The following is a 23,162-nucleotide window of genomic DNA, read 5'->3' on the forward strand; positions in this document are numbered from 1 at the left end:
CCCTACGAAACCCCCACCCCGCTTCGCAAAAGCCGCTTTGCGGCATTTGCTGCGCGACCCTCCCCACAAGGGGGAGGGTTAAAGACTCAAAACCGCTCCAGCTTCGCTCGCACTTTCGCCAGAAACGCCGCCCTTGTCCGCGGCGTCGAGGAATCCATCAGATAGTGCGCCAGGAAAAAGGTCCGGCAACGCGTGGCGCACAGCGCCCGCATGCCGCGCAAAAGGGTCTTGCGTCCGGGCTGGCCGACGACGACGCTCCACCAGGTCGGCGCCCCGCAGGTGGTGATGACGCCGATCTTGGTCACATGCGTCATCAGCGACTTGATCCGCCCCTTGCCCGCCGGCAGCTTGAAGGCGACGTCCGTCGCCCACACCCGGTCGAGCCAGCCCTTCAGCATCGCCGGCAGCCCGTACCACCAGGTCGGATAGACGAACAGGATCGCTTCGGCCCAGTTGAGCAGCTCGAAATGCGGCCTCAGCGCCGGGTCCTGCGGCGCCTGATCATTGTAGGAGCGCCGCTCGTCGCAATTCATCACCGGATCGAATTTCTCGGCATAGAGGTCGAGCAGCCGCACCTCCCAGCCTCTTCGCGTCAGCACGTCCACGGCGGTATCGCGGATTGCGGCGCAGAAGCTATCGGGCACCGGATGGCAGTAGACCACCAGCGCGCGCATCAGAAGGCGTCCATGCTGGCTGCGACCCTTGCCACGAAGGCCTTGCGCGTGCCGTCGGTAGACAGGTTCATTGCATAGTGCGCGAGATAGCTCACCGGCGCACCCGGTTTTACGGTGGCGCGCAGCATACGCTTGATCAATTTGCGCGGCGGATCGCCCATCAGCAAGGCGCGGAACCGACTGCCGCCATAGGTGGTCACCGCTGCGACCTTACGGATGTTGTGCAGCGACGGCTGCACCTTGCCGTTGACGAGCTTGAACGACACGCCCGGCAAGAAGACGCGATCGAAGAAGCCTTTGAGGATCGCCGGAAAGCCGTAGTTCCAGACTGGATAGGAAAGCACCAGCGCATCGGCGCGCAGCAGGCGTTCGACATAGGAAGCCACCGCATCGGAGGTGCCGCGCTGGTTGTGATAGTCCAGCCTTTCCTTGCGCGTCAGCCGCGGATCGAAATCCTCGGCATAGAGATCGCAGTCGTCGACCGTATGGCCCGCCGCCGTCAACCGCTCGACGATCATCCGGTGCAGGCCGGCATTGAAGCTGGTCTCGACAGGATGGGCGTAGAGGACAAGGATGTTCACAGGGGAATATCCCCTAGGGTGTTCAAGCGCAAACCTGTCCTCATCACACTCTTTGCAGCCCCTTGAACAAAAAAGTCCGGCCCGACCGATAATCGTAATCCGGGTTCTCCCAGGCGATCATCTTGCCGGGATTGAGCAACCCTCGAGGATCAGTCTCCCGCTTGAAGGCAAGCTGCACCGCGTCGGTCTGCTTCATGCCGCCCTCTTCCAGCGTATAGCGGTGCGGGTTGAAGATCGGGCAGCCATTCTCCTCATGCAGGCGCACGATCTCGTCGAGCCGCGCTTCGGTGGTGAACTTGACCAGCGGCAGACCGAAGCAGGTGATGTTGCCGTCCAGCCGCACGAATTCGAGATGCGAAAAAACCTCCCCCGGAAACATCGCGTCCATCTTCTCGACCAGCGCCAACTGGTTGGGAAAAGGATAAAGCGATTGCAGATAGGTGATCGAAGGATCGACGCGCAGCGCCCTGAGCGTCGTGTGGTTCCAGGCCAGCTCATAGGCCGGCGGCAGGCTTTTTTTCTCGTCCGGCGTTGCCGTGGCCGCATTGAAGATCACCTCGCCACCGGCACGGCGGGTGAAGGCCAGGAAGGCATCCAGCCCATGCTGCGCCACCATGACGACGCAGATGCTTTGTCCCTCTTTCAGGAATTTCTGGTGCCGCTTGAAATAGAGTTGCGGCACGGGTGCCGCTATCGGCGTGATGAGCTTGGTCAGGATGCCGTCCTGGCACGCCAGCGCATTGCCGTAGCGCGCCGCATCCATGAAACGGTCGAAACCGATGATGACGTCGACCCAGTCGTAGGCAGCCGTCAGCGGCATTTCGACTTCGGTGATAATGCCGTTGGTGCCATAGGCGTGTGTGACCTTGTGCAGATCCTCACCGGTGAGCTCGAGCGCTTTCGGTTCTGCCTCCATGGTCACCACGCGCAGTCGAAGCACGTTGCCGAAGTCGCGCAGGCCACCGAAATTGATCGAGCCGACACCACCCGAGCCGCCGGCGATGAAGCCGCCGATCGAGGCCGTGTTGTAGGTGGACGGCGACAGCCGCAACTCCTGCCCGGAATGCGCCCGCGTTGCCTTGTCGATATCGGCCAGAATGGCACCGGGACCTGTCACCACGCGCCCCGGCGCGATCGATTTGATCTCGTTCATTTCGGCAAGGTTGAGCACCACGCCGCCCGAAAGCGGCATCGCCTGGCCGTAATTGCCGGTGCCGCTGCCGCGCGGTGTCACCGGCACACCATGCCGGTGACAGGCGGCAAGCACGCGGACCAGTTCGGCCTCGTTCTTCGGCGTCACGATCAAATCGCCAGTGACATGATCGAGCTGCTGCTTCAGCACCGGGCTGTACCAATAGAAATCGCGGCTCTTCTGCTGGACGATGGCCGGATTGTCGTCGACCTTCAGGCCTTCGAGATCGCGTTTGAGCGCCGAAACGTCCATCATTCCACCATCAGTTCATCGAGTTCGGCGTAGTCGGGCAATTGCCGGTCGATCGCCTTGCCGCCGCGCACGACGATGCGATCCGATTCGGGCCGCGACAGCAATTCCGTCCAGCTTCGACCTTTGAACACGATGAAATCGGCATCGCCGCCGGCGGCAAGCGTGCCGACGCCATCGAGCCGCATCACTTTGGCCGGCGTCGCGGTGACAGCTTGCGGCCAGTCGGCAACCGGGTGATCGAAATGCAGGATGCGTGTCGCCATGCGGTAGACCTCCAGCATGTCGAGATCGCCATAGGCATAGAACGGATCGCGCGTGTTGTCGGAAGCGACCGCGACCGGAATACCCCTCGCCTTCATCTCGTGCAGCAGCGTCACGCCACGCCAGCGCGGCGTGGTGCCATCGCCGCGCCGGTCCTGCAAATAGAGATTGCACATCGGCAGCGAGACGACGGCGAGCCCGGCTTTCGCCACCTTGTCCAGCGTGTCGAGCACATCGAGGTCGGGCTGGCGCGCCAGCGAACAGCAATGGCCGACAAGGATATTGCCTTCGAAGCCGTTCCAGAGAGCGGCCTCGGCGATCTTCTTCAGCGATATGGCGGCAATATCGTCGGTCTCGTCGGCATGGAAATCGAGATCGAGGCCATGCTTGATGGCCTGCGCGAAGACATGGTCGAGCAGTTCTTCGAGGTCCGGCACCATATAGGTGACGACACCGAGCACGCCCTTCGCGGCCGCAACCCGTTTTGCCAGCCTGTCGAACCATTTTTTGTCGCGCACCCCCTCGATGCCAAGCAGGCAGGCGCCTTGCAATTCGATGCGGCCACGCCAGGCCTCGCGCATCGTCTCGAACACCGGCCAGGAGATCTCCTCCTGCGGTGCAACGCTGTCAATGTGGGTGCGCAGCACCTTGGTGCCATGCGCGTAGGCCGAGCGCAGCGAAAAATCCATGCGGCGCGCCACGTCCTCGGCGCTCCAGCGTGCCACACGATCGGCGCCGGCGGCATTCAGCGCGCCCATGAAGGTGCCGTCGGGATTGGGCTTTCGCGGCCAGATATGGCCCTTGTCGATATGCGTGTGGCAGTCGACGAAACACGGCAGCACGATGCGGCCGCCAAGATCGATGGTACCGGCCAACACTTCTGCACGACGATGCGCGGCAATGCCGGCGATCTTGCCGTCGGCCACAGTGATGTCGGCAAGCGCGAAGCCATCGCCATCAAAGGCAGCGCCAAGGCCCGGTGTCAGGGACGCGTGAAGCCGGACGTTGGCGAGCCGGTATGATCCTGTGTTGGGAATCAAGACCCTAGCGCTCCTGCTTCAGTGCGCTTTCGTGCCAGCGCCGCAAAATAAGATGCGAAATCAGCGACAGCACGAGGAAGATCAGGATGCCGGTGAGCGAGATCAAGAACAGCGCCGCGAACAGCCGCGGCGCGTTGAGCCGGTAGCCGGCCTCGATGATGCGCGAGGCAAGACCAGACGACTGGCCGGTGGTGCCGGCGACGAATTCTGCCACCACGGCGCCGATCAGCGACAGGCCACCGGCGATCTTCAAGCCACCGAGGAAATAGGGCATCGCCGCCGGCAGCCTGAGATAGCGCAACTGCTGCCAGCGCGTCGCACCATTGAGCTTGAACATGTCGCGCAGATTGCGGTCGACGGAGTTGAGACCGAGCGTGGTGTTGGACAGGATCGGGAAGAAGGCGACGATCCAGGCGCATAGCAATAGCTTGGTCGTCTGGTCGTTCACATAGATGTTGATCAGCGGAAAGATCGCCACGATCGGCGTCACTTGCAGCACGATCGCGAACGGGAAGAACGACATCTCGACCCATTTCGACTGCGCGAACAGCACCGCCAGCCCGACCCCGCCGATGACGGCCAAAGCCAGGCTGAGGAAGGTGATGCGCAAGGTGACCAGCAGCGAGGAGAACAGCAGGCCGGCGTCGTTATAGAGCGTCCACAGAACCACGCCGGGACGCGGCAGGATGTACTGCGGAATCTGGTTCCATACGCAGATGCGGTCCCACAGCCAGATCGCCAGGATCATGATCGCCAGCGGCAGCACCCAGCGGCCGATCCGCTCGAAGCGTTCCTGGCGCACCCGGCGTGCTTCCTCGGGGTCGAGTTCGAGCACCCGCTCGTCAATGGCCGTCATGGTGTGTGCCTGCTGTTGAGTTGATGGCCTTGACCAGCACATCGGAGGCCTGACGGCACAGTGCCGCATAGTCGGGCGAGGTGCGAAACGCCTCGTCGCGCGGATAGCTGGCCTCGATCGCGAGTTCGTCGAACACCCTGCCCGGCCGTGCTGCCATGAGGACGACGCGGTTGGAGAGAAAGACGCTTTCGAAGACGCTGTGGGTGACGAACACGACGGTGAAGCGCTCGTCTTGCCACAGTTCCAGCAGATCGTTGTTGAGCTTGAAGCGGGTGATCTCGTCGAGTGCGGCGAACGGCTCGTCCATCAGCAGAACGCGCGGCTTGGTCACCATGGCGCGTGCAATCGAGACGCGCATCTTCATGCCGCCGGACAGTTCGCGCGGCACCGCGTCCTCGAAACCGGTCAGGTGCACCCGCGCCAGCATTTCCGTCACCACTGGCGTGGCCTTGGCACGGCTGATGCCCTTCAGCCGAAGCGGCAGCCAGACATTGTCGAAGACGTTGGCCCAGGGCAAAAGCGTCGGCTCCTGGAAGACGAAGCCGATGTTCGAGCGGTCGAGCGCGCCGCCGCCGCGCCAATCGAGCACGCCGGAGGTCGGCGTCGACAGGCCGGCGATCAGCCGCAGCGCCGTCGACTTGCCGCAGCCCGACGGCCCGAGCAGGCTGAGGAAATCGCCTTCCCTGATCGTCAGGTCGACATCGCTCAGCGCCGTCACGCCGTTGGAAAACACCTTGCCGACGCCACGCAGCGCCAGAAGCGTCGGGGCTGTACCCGACGCATACGGCGCTGGCGCCACTTTTTCCTGCATCATGCCGGGACGGCCTAGTTCTTCAGCTCGAGCCCGACGCCCTTGTTGACGAAGGTCAGCGTGTAGGCCTTCTTGATGTCGATGCCGGCTGGCGTGACCTTGGCCTTGACCATCTTGTCGTAGAAGCTCTGGACCCGCGCGTCGGTCATTGCGCCGATGCCAAGCTTTTCCGTGTCGCCGGAATCGGCCAGGCCGAACTTCTTCATCTGCTCGATCGAGAACGCGATCTGGTCGTCGCTCATGTCGGGATTGTCTTTCTTGATCATGTCGTTGGCGGCCTTGTTGTCGCCGTAGAGATATTTGTACCAGCCCTTGGCCGAGCCATCGACGAAGCACTGGATCACCTCCGGCTTCTTGTCGATCGTGTCCTGCATCACTTCGATCGTCGTCGAGTAGGTATCCCAGCCATAGTCGGCAAGCAGGAACTGGTTCGGCACGAAGCCGCCTTCCTTCTTGACCGCGAACGGCTCGGAGGTGACGTAGCCCTGCTGGATCGACTTCTTGTTGGCGAGGAATGGAGCGGTGTTGTAGGTGTAGGGCGCGCGCTTCGAGGCGTCGAAGCCGAGCTCGATGACCATCCACTGGAAGAAGGTCTGCACGCCCTCGTCGCCCAATATGTACTGCTCGGCGTTCTTCAAATCCTCCCATTTGTCGAGCCCCTCGCCGGGGTGGGACATGATGACCTGCGGATCCTTCTGGAAGTCCGCTGCCACCACGCGCATCGGAATGCCTTGCTGGACGGCATCGAAAGCCGACAGCAGATTGCCGCCCATGTAGAAATCGATCTTGCCGGCCAGCAGCATCGGCCGGCCGCTGACCTGCGGACCGCCCTGCATGATGGTGACGTCGAGGCCGCAGGCGGCATAGGTGCCGTCCGCCACGGCCTGATAATATCCGCCATGTTCCGGCTCGGCCAACCAGTTGGTGCCGAAGGTGACTTTTTCATTCGCAGCGGCACTCAGCGTGCCGGCTGCAAGCAGAGCCACCACCGCCGCCGAAATCTTCTGTTTTCCGTACATCGACACCACCCTTTGTTTGCTCTGGCGCGCCACGCGCCAGGCTCGACACCAAAGATTCAAGAAGCAAGACATATGCCACCAGCCCCCCGCGCCGGGACCGCCCGCTTGCACCACAGCCATCTGCGAAAGCCGGACAAGGTCGTGCTGCACCAGAGGCATCGTGCCTATTTTTTGAACGCCTGTCCACAATCGCCCCGGGAACATGCACCGCCATCTTGAAGGTGTGACGGGTCAGGCCTTAGGCTGGCGGCATCCAGGAGATTGCCATGTTCAAATTCCACACCCCGAAGTCGATCAAGCCGCCCTTTGCCCGCTACAGCCATGGCGTCGAAGTGCCGGCCGGCAAGCGGTTGGTACTGTGCTCGGGCCAGGTTGCCATTACGGCGGACGACGAGATCCCGGAAGACGCCGGGGCACAGGCCGAGCTCTGTTTCCGCAACATCGAAGCGGTGCTCGGCGAGGCCGGACTGGGTCTCGGGGACATCGTGCGCATCAACGCCTATGTCACCGACCGCGCACATCTGCGGCCCTACATGGATGTCCGCGACCGGCTGTTTTCGAACCCCGCGCCGGCCTCGACGCTGATGATCGTCTCCGGATTCGCGCGGCCCGAATTCAAGGTCGAGGTAGAAGCGATCGCGGCGGGGTGATCGACAGGCCGTCCTTCCCGCGCTAGGTCTGACTCATCCATTGAAGAGGCGTGGCATGACCGTTGCAAAAAGACGCGTGTGGTGGGGCGACTACCGGACCACCGAATACGCCTCGATCGATCCGGAGGCGACGATCGCCGTGCTGCCGCTGGCGGCGATCGAGCAGCATGGACCGCATCTGCCGGTTTCGACCGACAGCTCGATCATGAACGGCATGCTCGACACGGTCATTTCGCGCCTGCCCGACGATCTCGACATCCGCATCCTGCCGGTGCAGGCGGTGGGCAAGTCGAACGAGCATCTTCACGCGCCGGGCACCCTCACGTTGCCGGCAACGACATTGGTCGATGCCTGGACTGAGCTTGGCCTGTCGATCGCGCGCGCCGGCGTACGCAAGCTGATCGTCGTCAATTCGCATGGCGGCAACGAAGAGATCATGGGCATCGTCACGCGCGAATTGCGCGTGCGCGAGAAGATGCTGGCGGTGAAGACCAGCTGGCAGCGTTTCGGCCGCCCGGCCGGCATGTACACCGAACTCGAGGACCGCCACGGCATCCATGGCGGCGATGTCGAGACCTCGCTGATGCTGCATTTCAGGCCGGACCTTGTCGACATGGGCAAGGCCGACAATTTCGTTTCCAATGTCGCCAAGGCCGAGAAGGAATTCTCGCTGCTGCGCCACACCGGCACCCACGCCTTCGCCTGGATCGCTGGGGATCTCAACCCGAACGGCGTGGTCGGCGACGCCAGCATCGCGACATCGGAAAAAGGCCGGCTGACGGCAGAATATCAGGCCGATGGTTTCATCAGCCTGCTGCGGGATGTGCGCAAGGCGAAACTCGCCGACTGGCTGTAATAGCATAGTTGCTCGGTACAGATATTCTGACCGTGCAATGGCACATCGCGCCCTCCGAGGTTAGCCGAGCCTTTCTCCTTCGTCATCCTGGGGCGGAGCAAGGAGCGAAGCGACGCGGCGCAGACCCCGAGATCCATGCCGCGACCTGGGAGCGCCGCAGCCGTGCAGAATTCTGCTCCGCTGCGTTCTTCGGCCGCTGTCACGGCATGGATCCTCGGGTCTCCGCGACGGAGCTTCGCTCCTGTTCCGCCCGTGGATGACGAAGGCGGGATGGTTTTGGCTAATTTTCAACGGTCGTATCAGTCCACTCAAGCGAACGATGGATGGTGCCTGACGGCCAAGTTGGAGTCGGTCAAAATCACCGAATCGAGGGACTACGCATCTATCTTGAGCGCGAAAGGCGTGCCTTCAAAGGCATCCGCACCACGCCCGATCGATTCGATCGCCTCGACCATGCGGCCGTTGCGATCAAGCAGCGTGTCGGCCACCGCAATCAGTCGTGGATTGGGTGTCGCCGATGGGGATAGCGCCCGCAGCGTCCGAGCCAGTTCGGCCTCGTCGCGTTTCGGCGCCAGTGCTGCCGCGATAATGTAGGCAGAGGCGGTCGAGCGGCTGATGCCGGCGTAGCAATGCACGACCATCGGCCTTGCCCGGTCCCATCGGCGCGCGAAATCGAGCAGGTTGCGGACATGATCCTCGCCCGGCATGGTCATGCCGTCTTGCGCCACCGCAATGTCGTGCATGACCAGATGCAGATGGTTTTCCCTAGAGATCGAGGCCGGCCGGACCACCTCCGTTCCGGCGGCAAGCAGCGACAGCATGCGGTCGGCGCCGGTCCTGGCCACCGTTTCCTCGATCTTTGCCAGCGAGCAGACATGGATCATTGTTTTGAATCCTTCAATTGATCCTGGCGCCGCGCCGCCCAATCGGCAAGGGCGGATTCGAGCCGCCGCCATTCATCCTGACTCCCCGGTAGGCCGGCGCGCAGGACATGCGGCCGGTCGGCGAAATGCCGAAGCAGGATGCCGCGCTCGCCAAGGGCTGCAAAAAGGTCGGCGGCATCCGGCAGACGAAGGAAACGGTACAGTGTGGTGCCGCCCGCGACAGGAATGCCGAAGCGGCTGAACAATGCATCGAGCCGCGCCGATGCTTCCGCAAGGAATGCCCGCATCGCGTCCTGCCAGCCGATATCGGCAAGCGCGCGGATGCCGTATTCCAGCGCCGGGCCGGCGACGGCCCATGGCCCGAACTGCGTCTCCAGCCGTTCGACCGTCGCCGAATCGGAAAGTGCGAACCCGAGCCGCAGCCCGGCCAGGCCGAAAAACTTGCCGAACGAACGCAAGACGACGATACCACCCTGCCCGACATCGCCAGCAAGGCTATGTTCGCGCGGGCCGACATCCATGAACGCCTCGTCGACGACCAGCAGCCCGCCCCTGGCGCGCAGTCCGGCGGCCAGCGCCAGCAAACGGTCGCGCTCGATGATGCGTCCATCCGGATTGTTCGGATTGACGACAATGGCAAGGTCGGCGTCCGCCAGCGCTTCGAAATCGTTGACCTCCACCACCTTGTGCCCGGTGATCGCCGCAGCGCGGGCATGTTCGGCATAGGTCGGCCCCAGCACCAGCGCCTTGCCGGGCGCGATCAGCGATGCGACGCGCGGCAACAGGATCTGCGTGCCCGGTGCCGCCGCGACATTGGCTGGCGACGGCGCGCCATAGGTGCTGGCCGCGATCTCTACCAAGTCACGCGTGCGCGCGGCCTCCGGCAATCGCGACAGCGAGGTGGCGGGCAGGTCGAAAAGCGGGTAGGAGTGCGGATTGATACCGGTCGAGAGGTCGACGAAAGGCCGCGAAGCGTTGGGGAAAAGCGCCCTCGCCCGGCCAAGACTTCCACCATGGTCCACCGCTCCTTCAAGAAGCTTCATGTCAGTCCTGATCGCTTTCCTGTCATTAGCCGTCGAATTCGCCCTCGGTTACCCCGACTGGCTGTTTCGCGCCATCGGCCATCCGGTGACGTGGTTCGGCAGGCTGATATCCTTTCTCGACCTCAGGCTCAACCACGCCACTGATCCCGACGCACTGCGTCGCAAGCGCGGTGTCCAGGCGCTTCTGGTCATCGTGCTGGTACCGGCGATAATCGGCCTCGGCATGCAGATCCTGCTCTGGTTCGTTCCCATGGGGCTCATCATCACTGCCCTTCTGGCAACCTCGCTTCTGTCGCAGAAGAGCCTTTACGAGCATGTCGAGGCGGTGGCCGACGCGCTCGACACCGGAGGCCTCGCTTTGGGCCGCGTTGCCGTCTCGCGCATCGTCGGCCGTGACCCCGAAACGCTGGACAGCGCCGGTGTCAGCCGCGCTGCGATCGAGAGTCTGGCCGAGAATTTTTCCGACGGCATCGTCGCTCCCGCCTTCTGGACCGGAATCGGCGGCCTCGCCGGCGGCGCTGCCTACAAGGCCGCCAACACCGCCGATTCGATGATCGGTCACCGCACCCCGCGCCACGAAGCGTTCGGCTGGGCGGCGGCGCGCTTCGACGATTGGATCAACCTGCCGGCGTCACGGCTGACGGCAGCGCTGATCGTGCTGGCGGCGTTCCTGGTCAAAGGCGCCGATCCCCGCGGTGCCTGGCACGCGGTGTGGCGCGACGCGAAAAAGCACCGCTCGCCCAATGCCGGCTGGCCGGAGGCGGCGATGGCCGGCGCGCTTGGTCTCGCACTCGCCGGGCCGCGCAGCTACGGCGGCGTCTTGGTCGATGACGTCTTCATAGGTGGAGGCGGACGGCGCGAAGCCGACAGCACCGACATAAGGCAGGCGCTGAAACTCTATCGCGTCGCCGACACCCTCCTGATCGCGCTGTTCGGGCTGGTTTCGATCATTGTCATTATGGTGTGATCTACTTCACCCTCCCCCTTGTAGGCCCTTGTAGGGGTGATGCGTGTCCAGCCGAAGGCTGGCGAAAAGCCAACGATTTGGCTTTTCGAACGCCGAACGCCCGGAGCCATAGCGGAGGACAGTCGTGCAGACCGGGTCCCCGCTGCCTGCGGCAGCGTCCCGGCGTTCGCCGGCCTTTCAGCGCGCCACCGGCGCGCTGAATTCGCTGACGCGAACCGGCTGCTCACCCCCACAACGGGGAGGGTAAGAAAGGATCAGAACTCAATTCCCTGCTGCGCCTTAACGCCCGCGGAAAAATGATGCTTGGTCACGCCCATCTCGGTGACGAGATCGGCCGCCTCGACCAGCGCCGGCTTGGCATTGCGGCCGGTGACGACGACATGCAGGCCCTCGCGCCGGGCTTTCAGCGTCGCAACCACCTTATCGAGATCGAGATAATCATAGCGCAGCGCGATATTCAGCTCGTCGAGCACCAGCAGGCTGATCGACGGGTCGGTCATCAGTTCGAGCACCTTGGTCCATGCCGCTTCGGCCGCGGCGATGTCGCGCTTCAGATCCTGCGTTTCCCAGGTGAAGCCCTCGCCCATCGCGTGCCAGACGACGCGATCGCCGAAGACGGCGAAGGCGTCCTTCTCGCCGGTATGCCATTTGCCCTTGATGAACTGGACGACGCCGACGCGCTTGCCGTAGCCGAGCATCCGCAGCGCCAGGCCGAAGGCGGCCGTGGTCTTGCCCTTGCCCGGGCCGGTGTTGACGATCAGCAGCCCCTTCTCGACCGTCTTGCTCGCCACCTCGGCATCCTGCACCGCCTTGCGCTTGGCCATTTTGGCGCGGTGGCGTTCTTCGTCCCTATTGTCGATGTCGGTCATGTCACTTCACCTTGAGCGGAAGTCCCGCCACCATCAGCAGCACCGTATCGGCGATAGCGGCCACCTGCTGGTTGAGGCGGCCGGCGGCATCGCGAAAGCGGCGCGCCAATGCATTGTCCGGCACGATACCCTGGCCAACTTCATTGGAGACCACGAACCAGGACCCGCGCGGCCGCGACAGCACGTCCGCCAGCCGACGGCATTCAAGCTCGAGATCGTGATCGGCCAGCATATGGTTGGTCAGCCACAGCGTCAGGCAGTCGACAAGCACCGGCTGGTCGTCCGGCAAGGCCTTGAGCGCACCGGCGAGATCGAGCGGTGCGTAGATGGTCGTCCAGCCTTCGCCGCGCCGCGAGCGGTGCAGCGCGATGCGCTCGCGCATCTCGTCATCATAGGCCTGCGCCGTGGCGATATAGGCCCATGGCGAGGGAACGCCCGCCCCCTGTATTGGGGGGGGCGCGCTCTGCCGGGCGCCCCCACCACCGATGATGAAGGTCAGCTTGCTGTCAGGCAAAGCTGTCGCGCAAGTTGGTCGCCGCACCGGTGAAGCGTCCGCGCACCACGCCGACCACCGCGCCGAGCACCAGCCAGAACACCAGATTGGTCAGCGTCACCGCCACCACGAATTGGTGATGCAGGCCTTCCGGGATCAGCGTCTCGAAACTGTCGGGCTGCGGTGCTCCGACAATATGCGGTGCGACGATCAAGGCCACGGCCAGGATCGCCAGCGGCAGCGACTTGCGGAAGGCGATCAGGCCAAGCCCGATGGCGGTCGCCACCACGGTTGCCGTCCACCAGATCTGGCGCTGGGTGAGGTCGGCCGCAGGCATGGCCGGCAGTTCCGGCGGCAGGCCAAGACCCGGCGCCAGCGTGAAAACGGCAAAGCCGGCCAAGCCCCAGAATACGCCTTGACGCCAACCACCGATGCCGCCGGCGAATTCGGAGACCGCAACCAGGATCAGTGCGAAACCGATGCCGGTGACGATGTTGGCAAGCACGCTGAAGGCAAAACGCTCGAAACCGTCCGCCGGCGCCCAACCCTCGTCTCCCGCCGGAGCAATCGCTTCCACCGGGGCCGGCGCCGCAGTGCTCATGGCGGTGGTATCCGTTGCGGCCGGTGCGGCGGCATGGTCGTGGCTGTGGCCACCGCCAGCCTGTTCGTAGACTTCCGCCTTCAGGATAAGCGGCACAGTGGCGTAGGCCTGCATGCAGGCGAGAACGACACCGGCCACGAGCCCTGCGATCGCCGCGATGAATACGACGTTGCGAAACAGGTTCATGATGTCAGATCCTCGTCAGTGGCAGGGAAACGCCATCGAATGGCGATAGTCGTGAGCCGCATTGTGGACCGCATCGATATGCGAGAAGCCGACAAAGCCCATCACGAAGATGCCGAGAAACGCAGCAAGAGCGAGTTGCATGAAGCGCGACTGCGAGGAGACGGAGGCGCCGAGGGAGACGGAAGCGGTAGTCATATCTTGTCCTTTCGCCCTCCACCCGAGGGCATCGAAGTCAGTTTCCTGTCGCCGGCAGGTCTCCTGGCTCGCGGATCAGCGCCCTTCCCCACCTTCCCGAAGAAAAATCTTCAGTGGCATATGGAGAGGACTACCGCACACAGTTGCGGGGGCAGCCACGGCATTGGGCGAAACCCGCCCTCACCGCATTCCCTCTTGGCTCCAAAATGGAACCGACGACATGAGCGACTATAGGCAGAATCCTCGCCTCCGGCAAACCAAATTCCGCCGGCAATCATCGCGAATGCGTCGCGCCAGACAAGGGCCGCCGGTGCCGCAATTGACATTTTCTTGGCCTTGTATCGGCTGACACCTTCACACGAAGCCAGCCAGGCAGCCCATTGCCGGCGAGCGCGATCCCTACAACGGCCCGACTCGGGCCGAACCGTCGCTGCCGTCATCGACCTGTTGGGATGCAGGCACCTCGGCATGCGGCACTTCCATCAAAGCCCTGAAGATCAAAGCGATTTCGGCAGGTAGCGCCACGTCACAAGACCGCAAACCGCCGCCAGCAGGCCGAGCGTGACGAACACCGAGCCCAGCCCGAAAAAGGCCAGCACCACCGAATAGACCAGCGGCGGCGTCAGTTCGGAAAAGTCGAGATAGGTCCGGTAGACCGCCGCCATCTGCGATCTTTCATAGGAGCGTACCGAGCGCATGAAGGCGGTCGAGCCGAGTGCGTCTAGCGCGATGGTGAAGAAGGCGCCGCCAAGCAGGAAGGCGCCGGCAAGCAGCGGCACGGTCTCACCGACAAAGCCTGCCGCCAGCAGCATGGCCGACATGGCGAAATAGGCAAACGTCATTGTCCTGCGGCCGCCGAAGCGCTTTCCTGCCTTGCCCCAGAAGATGGCCATGAACAGCAGCGCGTTGCCGGCCGAAACCAGCATGCCGCCGGCCAGCTTGCCTTCGCCGGTGATGACCATGAACAGTGGCCCATAGACGAAGAAGGTCGTCCAGAAACAGGAGCGGCCGAAAGCAATCAGCCAGGCCAGTCTGAGCCTGGGCTGCGCGACGAAGCGGCCGATATTGGCGAGCGGATTGACCGGGCGCGTCTTGCCCGGACGAATCGAAGGGTTGTCGCCGAGCCGGTAGGTCCAGAACAGCGCCAGCAAAGCCTGGGCGAAGATCGCCACGGCGCCATGCGCGGCATAGATGCCGAAGCGTGTGTAAAGGAAGATGCCGAGCGTCGGCCCGCCGGTCCAGGCCAGCATCGACCACGCCATGCGCAGCGATTCGGCCTGCATGAAATCCGTCTTACGGATGTGGTCCATGATGTAGAGGTTGAGCGTGATCGACAGCGCGCTGGCGCCCATCACACGGCACAGCATGCCGGCCAGTTGCCCGGCAAGCGTATGCGTGACGAAGAACAGCGAGCCGATGGCCAGCAGGCAGGCGCCTGCCGTGTAGACCCAGCGGCGGGCAAAGCGGCGGATCAGCATCGGCATGAACAGCGTCACCGACAGGCCGAGCATCGCCACGATGGTGTAGAGGATCGAGACGACCTGCTCATTGTGCAGGATCTCGTAGGCCTGGATCGGGATGACGCTCGAGACCGTGGCGCGGGAGAAGGATTCGACCGCATAGAGCGAGGCGAAGGTGCGCGCGTCCGCGGCCTTGAGGGCCGGAAGCCAGATCGGATGACGCACATGAGTGGACATTGCTCTCCCCGAGGCGGATTTGCCGGGTCGAATCTGCCGTGGCGATGCCGACGCCAATAAGAGGAAACCGACGCATCCCCGGCAAAAAGCGAAGTCGGCCAAAGGCTTTCCGCCACTGGCCTAAAGCGGCGCCTGATCCAGTCCGCGTTGTCAGGTGCCCGGCCTTCTTTTGCCCGGTGCAACCGTGATAGTCGTTTTGCGGGGCTGAATCAGAATGCGAGACCATGACCATCCAAACGCCGACCGCACCCGTCCAGGATCGACCAAAGCGCATCGTCGCTATCGACATCGTGCGCGGCATCGCGCTGATCGCCATGGCGAGCTACCATTTCACCTGGGATCTGGAGTTCTTCGGCTACACCGATCCCGGCCTGACCGCCTTTGGCTGGTGGAAAATCTACGCGCGCTGCATCGCCTCGACCTTCCTGTTCCTGGTCGGCGTCAGCCTGTATCTCGCCCATGGCCGACAAATCCGCTGGAACGGGTTTTGGAAGCGGTTCGCCATGGTCGCCGGAGCCGCGATCGCGATTTCTGTCGCCACCCGCATCGCCACGCCGGACGGCTTCATCTTCTTCGGCATCCTGCACGAGATCGCGCTCGCCAGCCTGCTCGGCCTGCTGTTTCTTCGCCTGCCGGCCTTGCTGACTCTGGTGGTTGCCGCGCTGGTCATCGCGGCGCCGGTCTATCTGCGCTTCGAGGCCTTCGATCATCCGTGGCTGTGGTGGGTCGGCCTGTCGGCGATCAATCCGCGTTCCAACGACTACGTTCCGCTGTTTCCGTGGTTCGGCGCCGTGCTTATAGGCATCGGCTTCACCAGGCTTGCCGCGGCCGCGGGTTTCTTGACGCGGCTGGCGGATCTGGCGCCCGGACGCTGGGCCAACCCGCTGGTCTTCATTGGCCGGCACAGCCTGGCCTTCTACCTCATCCACCAGCCATTGCTGATCGGCTGCGTGTGGCTGTTCTCGCAGATCATGCCGGCACCGGTTGAAACCCCGCAGGTGAATTTCCTGAAAACCTGCCAGCTGTCCTGCGAGCAGTCGCGCGACACCGAGTTCTGTTCGAGCTATTGTGTCTGCATGCTCGATACGCTCGAGGGCGAGGCTACGCTTGATAGGCTCTACAACAACGACCAGACCGCGGAATGGAAGGCGCATTTGTCCGACCTTGCCGGCATGTGCACCGCCAAAACCGACAGCAAATTGATGGAGGAAGGGGCCAAATGACCGAGAACCAGCCGAAGCCGGGGCTCATACCATGGCCGCCGCTGATCTACATCGCAGCCATCGCCATCAGCATCGCGCTGGGCCTGCTTTATCCCCTGCCCTGGATCGGCGATCTCCTCGGCGATATTCTTTTCGCCGCCGGCTGGGTGGCACTGTTCGGCGTCGCGGCACTCTGGTTCACCGCGATCCGCACCATGATCCGGGCCAAGACCACGCTCAACCCCAACGCGGTGCCCGATCACCTCGTCACGTCAGGCCCCTTCGGCATCACCCGCAATCCGATGTATCTGGCCAACACGCTGCTGTTGATCGGCGTCGCCTTTGTCTCGGGCATTGCGTGGTTCCTGCCGCTGGCGTTCATCGCGGCCTACGCCACGCAGAAGGTGGCGATCGAGCGCGAGGAAAAAGTGCTGGCGGCGAAGTTCGGCAAGAAATACCGCGACTACGCGAAACGCGTGCGGCGCTGGATTTGAAGACCGTTACGTATTGACGCCGAGTTCCACGAGCCGCTCGACGCAAGATTCCTCGGCCTGGTCGAGTTCGGCGAGCGTTTCCTCGAGGTCGCGGCGCTTCTGCCTGAGATCCTCGCGCTTTTCCTCGATGCGCTTGATCATCAGCTTGAGTTGACCGACCTCGCCGGGCGGCTCCTTGTACATCTGGATGATTTCGCGGATTTCGTTGATCGAAAAGCCAAGCCTCTTGCCGCGCATGATTTGCCGGATGAGGTGACGATCGGACGGGCGAAATAGCCGTGTGCGGCCACGCCGCACCGGCTGCACCAATCCTTCATCCTCATAGAAGCGCAGCGTCCGCGTCGATACGTCGAACTCGCGAGTCAACTCGGTGATCGAATAATATTCCCGCATTATCACTCCCACACGCCGGAATTCTGGCGATCGCCATCCGGCGTCGCCTCCGTCCCGAACCAAACCCATGCCATGCCGGAATCGACATGGCGCCCCGCGTCAGCCTCGCACGGCGTTTACGTAAAAGTCAATTGAGGGCGCACGTCAAGGCACGCCGAACCACCATGTGGCGATGCCCAGAAACGCAAAGAAGCCGACGACATCGGTAACCGTGGTGACGAAGACCGCGGAAGCAACCGCTGGATCGATCTTGAAACGGTCGAGCAGCAGCGGGATCAGGATGCCGGCCAAGGCGGCCACGAACATGTTGATGATCATCGCCGCCGCGATGATGCCGCCCAGATTGGGATCGCGGAACCAGGTTGCCGCAACGATACCGATCAGGACGGCGAAGATAATGCCGTTGATGAAGCCGACACCCATCTCGCGGCGAATGATGCGGCTGGCGTTGTAGATGTCGAGATCCCTGGTCGCCAGCGCCCGCACGGTGACGGTCATGGTCTGCGAGCCGGCATTGCCGCCCATGCCGGCGACGATCGGCATCAGCACCGCCAGCGCCACGATATGTTCGATCGTGCGGTCGAACAGGCTGATCACCGAGGCCGCCAGGAACGCCGTCAAAAGGTTGATCAGCAACCACGGAACGCGCGAGCGCGAGGTCGAAAAGATACTGTCGGAAAGCTCTTCGTCGCCGACGCCGCCCATGCGCATCAGATCTTCCTCGGCCTCCTGCTGGATGACGTCGACGACATCGTCGATGGTCAGCACGCCGACCAGCCGTTCGTTCTCGTCGACGACGGCGGCCGACAAAAGATCGTACTGCTCGAATTCCCGCGCCGCCTCTTCCTGGTCCATGGTGGCGGGAATGGCGTGCCGCGTCTCGTGCATCACCTCCTCGACCTTGACCGAGCGCTTGGTGCGCAGGATCTGGTCGAGGTCGATGGCGCCGAGCAGCTTGAAGCTCGGATCGATGACGAATATCTGGCTGAAGCGCTCGGGCAGGTTGTTGTCCTCGCGCATGTAGTCGATGGTCTGGCCGATCGTCCAGAACGGCGGCACCGCGACGAATTCCGTCTGCATGCGGCGGCCGGCCGTCTCCTCCGGGTAATCGAGCGAACGGCGCAGCCTGATCCGCTCGGTGAACGGCAGCTGCGACAGGATCTCGTCCTGGTCTTCCTGGTCGAGATCCTCGAGAATGTAGACCGCGTCGTCGGAATCGAGCTCCTGCACCGCCTGGGCAATCCGCGCATTGGGCAGATTGTCGACGATCTCCATGCGGATCGCCTCATCGACCTCGGTCAGCGCGGAGAAGTCGAAGTCGGCGCCCAACAGTTCAACCAGCGCGCGGCGCTGGTCGGGGTGCAGCGCCTCGAGCAGATCGCCGAGTTCCGATTGATGCAGATCGTCGACTTCACGCTTCAGCGTGAGCGTGTCGCGATCGGCGATCGCCGAACCAATTTGGGCAAGGAAGGACGAAAGGACGGCGCCGTCCTCGCCATAGATGTCGGCGTGGTGCTCCTCGGCGGCCCTGGCGCCGGTCGTCCGTTCGTCCTGGCCTTCCACCAGCGCCTCCCGCCATCGCAATCCTGGAAAAGGTGCAAATCAGGTCTAGAGCATCGAACCCAAAAGTGGAAACCGGTTTTGGGAAAATCCGGCGTTCTGACGGAGATGGACGTCGGCACGATTCGATTTGAGAACTTATCGCTCTAACGCTCGGAATATCAAACGAAATGGGTGCTTTCCCACCTCACCTGCTTCACCAGGAAAGGTATCGCGTATGCTCACCCTGACAATACCTATCCTGTCAAAAACCGGCCGGGTTCCGGTTCAGGACACGCGACAGCGCATGTCGCTGGGGAAAGAGCACCCCAGCGCGATTGGGTCAGAATTGTCCTGGTACAGGCTCCAAGGCGAACACTTGGATCCGCCTACCACAACCAGAGCAACCGGACGTCCTTGAAGATAAAGCCGGAGACAACGAAAAAGGCAATCGAAGCGAGGCGCGTCCGCGTCGTCGTCGCCGAACGCAATCCGCTCGTCATATCGGCGCTGCGTGAAATGCTGGACTGCGACGGGCGTTTCGAGCTTGTGGCCTCCGTGCAAAGCGGCAGGCATTTCCTGGACCTGGCGGCGGAGGCGGAGTTCGATGTCGCCGTCATCGGCTGGAAGCTCGCCGACATGGATGGCTCCGATGTCCTTGCCGAGGTCCAGAGCCGCAAGTTCGATGTGCGCATCACGGTCTTTTCCAATGACCACGACATCGGCATCCTGAAGCAATGCGTGCGGCTCGGCGCGCAGGGCTACTGCTTCCAGTTCGACGATCCGCCGATCATCTTCGACACGATCCTGGCCGTCGCGCACGGCCGAATCTGCATCCCCTATATCGACATCAACAAGGTCAACGACACGCCGCTATCGCAGCTCACCGTTCGTGAGCGCGAACTGCTGGCGGTGCTGTCCGACGGTTGGACCAATCTTCAGATCGCGACACGGACCGGTATCTCGGAAAATACCGTGAAGTACCACCTCAAGAATCTTTACGACAAGCTTGATGTCCGCAACCGGGCGATGGCCGTCGCGCTCTATTCGAGCGAGAGGCGCCGCAGTCCCAAGCAGCCTTTCGGGTAGGTCGAGCCCACCCACGCGCGGCGACAATTTACCCGGCAAGGTGTTGTTGCCGAGCGCCGCCGAAACGACACTCACTCCACAAATTCTGGCACTCGCCACGAATTCTGGCACTAGGAGGAGTTCGCGCATGGCTGGGTTCACCCATCTTTTCATTCCAGGACCCACCAACATCCCGGAGCAGGTCCGGCAAGCGATGAACCTCCCGATGGAGGATATGCGCGCCGCATCATTCCCTGATTTCACGTTGCCGCTGTTTGAAGACATCCGACGAGTCTTCAAGAACGAGACCGGCCGCGTCTTCATCTACCCGTCGTCCGGCACCGGCGCCTGGGAAGCGGCGATGACCAATGTTCTCAGCCCCGGCGACCGCGTGCTGATGTCGCGCTTCGGCCAGTTCTCGCATCTGTGGGTCGACATGGCCGAGCGCCTCGGTTTCGAGGTGGACGTGATCGACTGCGAATGGGGAACCGGCGTGCCGCTCGACCTCTATGCTGAAAAGCTGAAGGCGGACAAGGCGCATCGCATCAAAGCGGTCTTCTGCACGCAGAACGAGACCGCGACCGGCGTCACCAGCGACGTCGCCGGCTGCCGCGCCGTGCTCGACGCCGCTGATCACCCTGCCCTGCTCTTTGTCGACGGTGTGTCGTCGATCGGCTCGATCGATTTTCGGCAGGAGGAATGGGGCGTCGACTGCGCTGTCAGCGGTTCACAGAAAGGCTTCATGCTGCCGGCCGGCCTTGGCTTCCTCTCAGTCAGCAAGAAGGCGCTCGTCGCCTCGAGGACGGCTACCCACCGGCATTGCTTCTTCTCCTTCGAGGACATGATCCGCGCCAACGACGCCGGCTATTTCCCTTACACGCCGGCGACACAATTGCTGCGCGGCCTGCGCGCCTCGCTCGATCTGATCGCCGACGAAGGGCTCGACAACATCTTCGTCCGTCACCATCGCCTCGCCGAAGGCGTGCGCAAGGCGGTCGACGCCTGGGGCCTGAAGCTTTGCGCGAAGGCGCCGAAATGGCACTCCAACACCGTCAGCGCCATCCTCGTGCCGGAAGGCATCGACAGCGCCGACGTCGTCAAGCGCGCCTCCCAGACTTACCGGACGTCGCTCGGCGGCGGGCTCAACAAGGTGTTCGGCAAGGTCTTCCGTATCGGCCATCTCGGTTGGCTGAACGAAGTCATGGTGCTCGCCTCGCTGTCAGCGGCGGAAATGGCGCTCCTCGATTGCGGCGTGCAGCTGGCGCCGGGCTCCGGCGTCGGCGCCGCCATCCAGCATTTTCGCGCTTCGGCCGCAGTGCCTGTCGCCGAAGCCGCGTGAGGGGGAGCCGACCATGAGCCACACCATCAACCATCTGAAGAAACTGAGACTGCAACGCAGCGAACTCGCGGTTCCCGGCTCAAGCCCGGAGATGATCGACAAGGCGGCGAACAGCGCCGCCGACTTCGTCTTCCTCGACATCGAGGACGCGGTGGCTCCGCCGGACAAGGAACGCGCCCGCAAGAACATCATTCAGGCGCTCAACGACATCGACTGGCGCGCCAAGGGCAAGACCGTTTCGGTGCGCATCAACGGCCTCGACACACACTACATGTACCGCGACGTGGTCGACGTGATGGAACAGGCCGGCGACCGGCTGGACACCATCCTGGTGCCGAAAGTCGGTGTGCCGGCCGACCTCTACATGGTCGAGGCCATGGTCAACCAGATCGAGATGGCCAAGGGTTTCAAAACACACGTCGGACTGGAAGCGCTCATCGAGACGGCACTCGGCATGGCCAATGTCGAGGCGATCGCGGCGACACCAGGCCGCTTGGAGGCAATGCATTTCGGCGTCGCCGACTATGCCGCGAGCTGCAAGGCGCGCACCGTCAACATCGGCGGCCTCAACCCGGACTATCCCGGCGACCAGTGGCATTTCGCTTTGTCGCGAATGACCGTTGCCTGCAGGGCCTACGGCCTGCGCGCCATCGACGGACCATTCGGCGATTTCTCCGATCCGGAAGGTTACATCGCCGGGGCAAAGCGCGCGGCTGCCCTCGGCATTGAAGGCAAATGGGCCATCCACCCCTCGCAGATCGAACTTGCCAACAGCGTCTTCTCGCCGCCGGAAAAGGAGGTCACGCGCGCCAGGCGCATCCTCGAAGTGCTGAAGGAGGCCGAGGCGCTGGGCAAGGGAGCGGCCGCGCTCGACGGCAAGATGATCGATGCCGCGTCGGAGCGCATGGCGAGGAACGTATTGGTGGTCAACGAAGCAATCGAACGCGCTGGCCAATCACGCGTCGCCACGCATTGACTGCTTAGGGAGGACAAGATGGACATTCACGAGTATCAGGCCAAGGAACTGCTCGCCCGTCACGGGGTTCACGTCCCGCGCGGCGGCCTCGCCTACAGCCCCGAGCAGGCGACTTACAGGGCGCGCGAGATCGGCGGCGGCAAATGGGTGCTGAAGGCGCAGGTCCATTCCGGTGCCCGCGGCAAGGCCGGCGGCATCAAGCTCTGCGCCAATGACGAGGAAATCTCGGACGCGGCCGAAGCCATGCTCGGCCGCAAGCTGGTGACCCAGCAGACCGGCCCGCGCGGCAAGCTGATTTCGCGGCTCTATCTCGAGGAGGCCGTCGACATCGCGCAGGAACTGTATGTCGGCTTCGTTCTCGACCGAAAAGAGGAGCGCGTCATGATCGTGGCGTCGGCCGCCGGCGGCATGGAGATCGAGGATATCGTCGAGAGGGCGCCGGATTCCATCATCCGGACCACGGTCGATCCCGGCGTTGGCATGCAGCGCTTCCAGGCGCGCGAGATCGCCTTCGGGCTTGGCCTGGATCAGAGCCTGATCGGCAAGGCGACCGAAACCATCTTCAGCTGCTACCAGGTGTTCCGCGACTACGACGCCTCGATGCTGGAGATCAATCCGCTGGTGGTCACCCGCGACGGCAACCTCGTCGCGCTCGACGCCAAGATGTCGTTCGACGAGAACGCGTTGTACCGGCGGCCGGAAATCTCCGAGCTGCGCGACAAGAGCCAGGAAGACCCTCGCGAAACCTTCGCCAGCGACCGCGGCCTCTCCTATGTCGGCCTCGATGGCAATATCGGCTGCATCATCAACGGCGCCGGCCTCGCCATGGCAACGATGGACATGATCAAGATCGCCGGCGGCGAGCCGGCGAACTTCCTGGACATCGGCGGCGGCGCCTCGCCGGAGCGGGTCGCGAAATCGTTCCGTGCCGTGCTTGGTGACAAGAATGTCGAGACCATCCTGGTCAACATCTTCGCCGGCATCAACCGCTGCGACTGGGTCGCCGAGGGCGTCGTCAAGGCGA

Annotated in this window: 25 protein-coding genes and 1 riboswitch; of the genes, 9 read left to right on the forward strand and 16 right to left on the reverse strand. The window is 63.1% G+C overall.

Going from position 1 to position 23,162, the window contains the following annotated elements; all coding sequences use genetic code 11:
- Positions 1–86: 86 nt before the first annotated feature.
- From NKH02_RS05835 to NKH02_RS05865, 7 genes are read right to left on the reverse strand one after another with little or no spacing between them, the layout of a single operon-like run.
- Positions 87–674, reverse strand: a complete 588-nt coding sequence (locus NKH02_RS05835) for an NAD(P)H-dependent oxidoreductase (RefSeq protein ID WP_352873796.1) — start codon at positions 672–674, stop codon at positions 87–89.
- Entirely contained in the window at positions 674–1,255 is a 582-nt protein-coding gene (locus tag NKH02_RS05840; protein WP_352877072.1) for an NAD(P)H-dependent oxidoreductase, read from the reverse strand. The genes NKH02_RS05835 and NKH02_RS05840 overlap by 1 nt, the downstream gene beginning before the upstream one ends.
- A 43-nt stretch (positions 1,256–1,298) precedes the next feature.
- A complete protein-coding gene (locus tag NKH02_RS05845) occupies positions 1,299–2,699 on the reverse strand; it encodes an FAD-binding oxidoreductase (RefSeq protein ID WP_352877130.1) in 1,401 nt (466 codons plus the stop codon).
- The gene (locus NKH02_RS05850; RefSeq protein WP_352877075.1) at positions 2,699–4,000 is read right to left on the reverse strand and encodes a cytosine deaminase; all 1,302 of its coding nucleotides are present in this window, start codon (positions 3,998–4,000) and stop codon (positions 2,699–2,701) included. Before NKH02_RS05850 ends, NKH02_RS05845 begins: the two co-directional genes overlap by 1 nt.
- A gap of 4 nt (positions 4,001–4,004) precedes the next feature.
- Positions 4,005–4,856, reverse strand: a complete 852-nt coding sequence (locus NKH02_RS05855) for an ABC transporter permease (RefSeq protein ID WP_352877077.1) — start codon at positions 4,854–4,856, stop codon at positions 4,005–4,007.
- Positions 4,843–5,670, reverse strand: a complete 828-nt coding sequence (locus NKH02_RS05860) for an ABC transporter ATP-binding protein (protein ID WP_352877080.1) — start codon at positions 5,668–5,670, stop codon at positions 4,843–4,845. Before NKH02_RS05860 ends, NKH02_RS05855 begins: the two co-directional genes overlap by 14 nt.
- Positions 5,671–5,681: 11 nt before the next feature.
- Complete coding sequence (locus NKH02_RS05865) at positions 5,682–6,686, reverse strand: ABC transporter substrate-binding protein (protein WP_352877082.1); 1,005 nt, start codon at positions 6,684–6,686, stop codon at positions 5,682–5,684.
- A gap of 266 nt (positions 6,687–6,952) precedes the next feature.
- On the opposite strand from NKH02_RS05865, the gene NKH02_RS05870 reads away from it, so the two are divergent.
- Together NKH02_RS05870 and NKH02_RS05875 are read left to right on the forward strand one after the other, a co-directional pair.
- Positions 6,953–7,336 (forward strand): RidA family protein, encoded by a 384-nt coding sequence (locus tag NKH02_RS05870; protein WP_352873808.1) that lies wholly within the window; start codon positions 6,953–6,955, stop codon positions 7,334–7,336.
- Positions 7,337–7,391: 55 nt separating this feature from the next.
- Positions 7,392–8,192: a creatininase family protein gene (locus tag NKH02_RS05875; protein ID WP_352877085.1), complete on the forward strand. Its 801-nt coding sequence runs from the start codon at positions 7,392–7,394 to the stop codon at positions 8,190–8,192.
- Between the two features lie 374 nt (positions 8,193–8,566).
- On the opposite strand, the gene NKH02_RS05880 is transcribed toward NKH02_RS05875, so the two are convergent.
- On the reverse strand, positions 8,567–9,076 hold the full coding sequence (locus NKH02_RS05880) for a tyrosine phosphatase family protein (RefSeq protein ID WP_352877088.1): 510 nt from the start codon (positions 9,074–9,076) through the stop codon (positions 8,567–8,569).
- Positions 9,073–10,119, reverse strand: coding sequence for a threonine-phosphate decarboxylase CobD (cobD, locus tag NKH02_RS05885; RefSeq protein ID WP_352877090.1), 1,047 nt, complete (start codon positions 10,117–10,119; stop codon positions 9,073–9,075). Before cobD ends, NKH02_RS05880 begins: the two co-directional genes overlap by 4 nt.
- Between cobD and cbiB the strand changes: the two genes are divergently transcribed.
- Positions 10,118–11,086, forward strand: a complete 969-nt coding sequence (gene cbiB, locus NKH02_RS05890) for an adenosylcobinamide-phosphate synthase CbiB (RefSeq protein WP_352877093.1) — start codon at positions 10,118–10,120, stop codon at positions 11,084–11,086. The two genes, cobD and cbiB, sit on opposite strands and share 2 nt — an antisense overlap.
- Positions 11,087–11,340: 254 nt before the next feature.
- Here cbiB and cobO read toward each other — a convergent pair whose 3' ends face one another.
- The 5 genes from cobO to NKH02_RS05915 form a co-directional block, all read right to left on the reverse strand.
- Entirely contained in the window at positions 11,341–11,955 is a 615-nt protein-coding gene (gene cobO / locus NKH02_RS05895; protein WP_352877096.1) for a cob(I)yrinic acid a,c-diamide adenosyltransferase, read from the reverse strand.
- Between the two features lies 1 nt (position 11,956).
- Positions 11,957–12,469, reverse strand: coding sequence for a bifunctional adenosylcobinamide kinase/adenosylcobinamide-phosphate guanylyltransferase (gene cobU / locus NKH02_RS05900; RefSeq protein ID WP_352877099.1), 513 nt, complete (start codon positions 12,467–12,469; stop codon positions 11,957–11,959).
- On the reverse strand, positions 12,462–13,235 hold the full coding sequence (locus NKH02_RS05905) for a CbtA family protein (protein WP_352877102.1): 774 nt from the start codon (positions 13,233–13,235) through the stop codon (positions 12,462–12,464). Before NKH02_RS05905 ends, cobU begins: the two co-directional genes overlap by 8 nt.
- A 15-nt stretch (positions 13,236–13,250) precedes the next feature.
- Positions 13,251–13,430: a CbtB domain-containing protein gene (locus NKH02_RS05910; RefSeq protein ID WP_109667912.1), complete on the reverse strand. Its 180-nt coding sequence runs from the start codon at positions 13,428–13,430 to the stop codon at positions 13,251–13,253.
- Positions 13,431–13,466: 36 nt separating this feature from the next.
- Positions 13,467–13,662, reverse strand: a riboswitch (cobalamin riboswitch).
- Positions 13,663–13,927: 265 nt separating this feature from the next.
- Positions 13,928–15,127, reverse strand: coding sequence for an MFS transporter (locus tag NKH02_RS05915; RefSeq protein WP_352870994.1), 1,200 nt, complete (start codon positions 15,125–15,127; stop codon positions 13,928–13,930).
- Between the two features lie 224 nt (positions 15,128–15,351).
- Between NKH02_RS05915 and NKH02_RS05920 the strand changes: the two genes are divergently transcribed.
- Positions 15,352–16,350, forward strand: coding sequence for a heparan-alpha-glucosaminide N-acetyltransferase (locus NKH02_RS05920; RefSeq protein WP_352877105.1), 999 nt, complete (start codon positions 15,352–15,354; stop codon positions 16,348–16,350).
- Complete coding sequence (locus tag NKH02_RS05925; protein WP_352870992.1) at positions 16,347–16,823, forward strand: methyltransferase family protein; 477 nt, start codon at positions 16,347–16,349, stop codon at positions 16,821–16,823. The genes NKH02_RS05920 and NKH02_RS05925 overlap by 4 nt, the downstream gene beginning before the upstream one ends.
- A gap of 6 nt (positions 16,824–16,829) precedes the next feature.
- Here NKH02_RS05925 and NKH02_RS05930 read toward each other — a convergent pair whose 3' ends face one another.
- Both NKH02_RS05930 and mgtE read right to left on the reverse strand, forming a co-directional pair.
- The gene (locus NKH02_RS05930) at positions 16,830–17,216 is read right to left on the reverse strand and encodes a MerR family transcriptional regulator (protein WP_006203215.1); all 387 of its coding nucleotides are present in this window, start codon (positions 17,214–17,216) and stop codon (positions 16,830–16,832) included.
- A 144-nt stretch (positions 17,217–17,360) separates the two neighbouring features.
- Entirely contained in the window at positions 17,361–18,779 is a 1,419-nt protein-coding gene (gene mgtE / locus NKH02_RS05935; protein ID WP_352877108.1) for a magnesium transporter, read from the reverse strand.
- 393 nt (positions 18,780–19,172) lie between these two features.
- Here mgtE and NKH02_RS05940 point away from each other — a divergent pair, with 393 nt between their 5' ends.
- The 4 genes from NKH02_RS05940 to NKH02_RS05955 all read left to right on the forward strand — a co-directional run.
- A complete protein-coding gene (locus tag NKH02_RS05940) occupies positions 19,173–19,844 on the forward strand; it encodes a LuxR C-terminal-related transcriptional regulator (protein WP_352877110.1) in 672 nt (223 codons plus the stop codon).
- Between the two features lie 127 nt (positions 19,845–19,971).
- A complete protein-coding gene (locus tag NKH02_RS05945; protein ID WP_352877112.1) occupies positions 19,972–21,162 on the forward strand; it encodes an aminotransferase class V-fold PLP-dependent enzyme in 1,191 nt (396 codons plus the stop codon).
- Between the two features lie 13 nt (positions 21,163–21,175).
- Positions 21,176–22,138 (forward strand): HpcH/HpaI aldolase/citrate lyase family protein, encoded by a 963-nt coding sequence (locus NKH02_RS05950; protein ID WP_352877114.1) that lies wholly within the window; start codon positions 21,176–21,178, stop codon positions 22,136–22,138.
- Between the two features lie 18 nt (positions 22,139–22,156).
- The coding region (locus NKH02_RS05955; RefSeq protein WP_352877117.1) for a malate--CoA ligase subunit beta at positions 22,157–23,162 on the forward strand (1,006 nt) is incomplete at its 3' end.

Origin of the sequence: Mesorhizobium sp. M1396, assembly GCF_040317725.1 — a bacterium.
In the GTDB taxonomy this organism is placed as follows: Bacteria; Pseudomonadota; Alphaproteobacteria; order Rhizobiales; family Rhizobiaceae; genus Mesorhizobium.